Below are 2,918 nucleotides of genomic sequence, written 5' to 3' on the forward strand. Positions count from 1 at the left end.
CCACGTTTCCGTCCGTCGGCGTAGAAGCGGCGACCGCCGGGGTGTCTGAAATCGCGTCCGGCTTCGCCTCCGCCCTGCGCGATGCAATCGAGAAATCCTTCAGATCAAGCCCCGCCTTGCTCATGCCGCACCCTCAAAGCTGATGGACGCACGGCTCTGCTCTATCTCCTCGACCAGGGCATGAACTTCGACGCGCGCTTTTCGGACCGGATCGGTCAGTTCCTGCATCTGCAGCGTTCCAAGCCCGTTTTGAATTTCGCGATAGATGTTGCGCTCAAAAAGCTCGGTGTCGAGAAGCCGCGTGCGATACTCAGCAGCGACCAGACCGGCAACGAATGGCCTGATGTAGCGGTACGCTTCGAGGTTACGCCCCGGAACGGAGATGCGCGTCCGGACATTGAAATGTCCGATGTTCAAGCCGAACTGATCGTTGATCTCGTTGACTGCGGCGACGGCTTGTCCCGCCGCCTCAAGTTCCTTGATTGCCGGCTGGATGGGGGAGATCACCAATTCCGAAGACCGGATGATCGTCGTCTGCAACGAACTGTCAACACCCGGGGCATCGATAATGACGAGATCGAACGCTCGGCTGAGATTGTCGATTGCCTGCTCGATAGACCGCTGCGTCGATGCGACTGTGACCTCGATATGGTCAGGCACATTGCTTTTCTCCGCGCACAACGTCCACCAGCCGGAGAGATTTTGCCGATTGTCCGCATCGATGAGAAGAACGCGCTCACCGCGCAGCGCGTATTCACCAGCGAGCAATGTCACGAGTGTCGTCTTTCCCGCTCCACCTTTGTTGCTCACCGCCGCATAGGTTCTTGTCATGAGTCGTTTCCGCATCGTGGTGATGATCGGTGCATCATGCGTCGAATTTGCGGAGCGGTGCAAGCCAAAAATGAATACATTGTGTTCATGTGCTCGCAGCATAGGCTTTCGACACACAGGCTCGATCGACAGTGTGGAATATATTCCACACTCCATAGACGCACACCCTAAACACATCGAGGCAATGTAGCGAGTGGATATAGCTCTACTCACTACATTGCTGTAATTTAATTGCTTAGAGGAAATGTAGCCAGTGCCTATGGAGTAATCTCCTGGGGCCGGTCTTGCGGAAAACGGTTCTGTTGGGATCGGGGTAGAGGCTGCCGAATCTCCGGAGATCAAAAGCAACTGCCAGGCGCTGACTTGAAAAACTGTTACCGAATCGGTAATGTAGTTTTTGGCAGGATACGCAAATTTGTGATACAAATTTTGCTGACGATCGACGGACGGGCCGTCGATAAGGCCTGCGGCCTGCTTCAAAGGAAGGTTCGATGGGTGCGTTTGCGAGCGGTGAGATTAGGCGGGAGCGCAGAGACAAGGTGGTCCATGCGCGTTTCAGCGCGACCGAAATCGAGCGGATCGAGCATGCTGCTGAGGCTGCCGGGATGACGGTTTCGGGGTTCTTGCGGTCTCTTACCCTGGAAGGTGCTGGGGTGCGTCCGTTCTTTACAGAGGCCGACCGGGGTGTGCTTTTGCTGCTTCTCGCCGACGTCAAAGCTGTTGGTGTCAATCTCAACCAGCTGGCGCGAGCACGCAACAGGGGTGAAACGGGTCAGTCGCAAGAAGAAAAAAGGGTGATCGATGATGTTCAACGTGTCGTCGCGATCGTGCTGTTTGAACTGCAGGCCTTTGCCGCGCGCGGGGCTCGCAGGCCTGCCGGGAGCGTGTAATGGAGATTTTCCTTGGTGCCTTCACGGCTGAGTGGGAGCAGCGTAAGGCTGCTTTTCTCCATGACCTGACACTCGGGCGCCGCACTTTGCCTGAGGAAGACGAGCGCCGCCGCCGGGGAGGGGGTGTCGCGCCGGCTGGGTCAACCGGAACGGCAAATACATTTGGCTTTCGATTTCGCAGCGGAGGGGAAGGTCGTGCGGACAGCGTGCAGCGGCGCGCGGATCGGCCCATGCGCGCACGCTTTGCCGGCCTTGCCACAGGAAGCCAGCCGGCCGTTGTCAAAATGGCATCGTTTGGCGGCGGGTCGAGGCTCGGCGCGATGATCAACTATGTATCCCGCAACGGAGCGGTCGTCGTCGAGAACGAGCGCGGCGACCAGCTTCGTGGCCGTGACCAGCTCTCGGCCGTCGGTGACGAATGGGATTACCTGATGAAGAACCGGGCCGAGAGCCGGGATATTGGCCTCTTCCAGATCTCGGTCGCCGATGATGGCCGCGCTGACGACGACCTCTTTGACCGAGTTCGTGAGATTGTGAAACACGGTTTGGGGGACCGCGCCTTCGCGTTTGCGGTCACAGCCCGCGCGGATGGAAGCGGGTTCGACGTTGACGGGGTGACGGTGCTTAGGAGTGTCGACGGCGAGCGACTGACGGCGGACGACAGGGCCGCGGCGATCGTACAGGCGCGCATGGAGAGCGCCGGTGCGAACGCGGCCTTTCGATTTACCGGCTATGGCAACGGCACGGACTATGGCACGAGCCAGGTGCGATCGCTGGTGGCTGCACATAAGGGCGAGGTGCGTGACGAACACGGGCGGATGATCACCGATGCCAGGCAAGCTGGCGATCTCGTTCAACTCGAATGGCGAGACCAGCTTCACAGTCGAAAGCCGCGTGATGTCATGCATCTGATCCTCTCGGCCCGCGCGGGCACGGACACGGCTGCGTTTCAGAATGCGGCGCGGGATTTTCTGGGCCAGCAGTTCGCAGGCCATCGCTACGTCTTCTCACTGCACGATGAAGGCAGCGATCCGAAGGCGGAGGCGGAAGGGGGCAAGCGTCCCCACGTTCATGTCCACGCCATCGTCGCGATGCGATCGGATGCCGGCGAACGGGTCGAAACGACCATTGCCACTTTTCGCCAGTGGCGGCTGACCATGGCCGAGAAGGCGCGGGCACATGGCATCAATATGGAGA

Annotated in this window: 3 protein-coding genes; 2 read left to right on the forward strand and 1 reads right to left on the reverse strand. The window is 59.2% G+C overall.

The genetic code is table 11. The features are described from left to right. Nucleotides 1-120: 120 nt before the first annotated feature. Nucleotides 121-1,311, reverse strand: coding sequence for an AAA family ATPase (locus AC1D17_RS28280; RefSeq protein WP_477568534.1), 1,191 nt, complete (start codon nucleotides 1,309-1,311; stop codon nucleotides 121-123). A gap of 11 nt (nucleotides 1,312-1,322) precedes the next feature. Between AC1D17_RS28280 and AC1D17_RS28285 the strand changes: the two genes are divergently transcribed. Further along, a complete protein-coding gene (locus AC1D17_RS28285) occupies nucleotides 1,323-1,721 on the forward strand; it encodes a plasmid mobilization protein (RefSeq protein WP_477568535.1) in 399 nt (132 codons plus the stop codon). 230 nt (nucleotides 1,722-1,951) lie between these two features. Beyond that, the coding region (locus AC1D17_RS28290; protein WP_477568536.1) for a relaxase/mobilization nuclease domain-containing protein at nucleotides 1,952-2,918 on the forward strand (967 nt) is incomplete at its 3' end.

Source organism: Pararhizobium sp. P1_E7, from assembly GCF_056405855.1.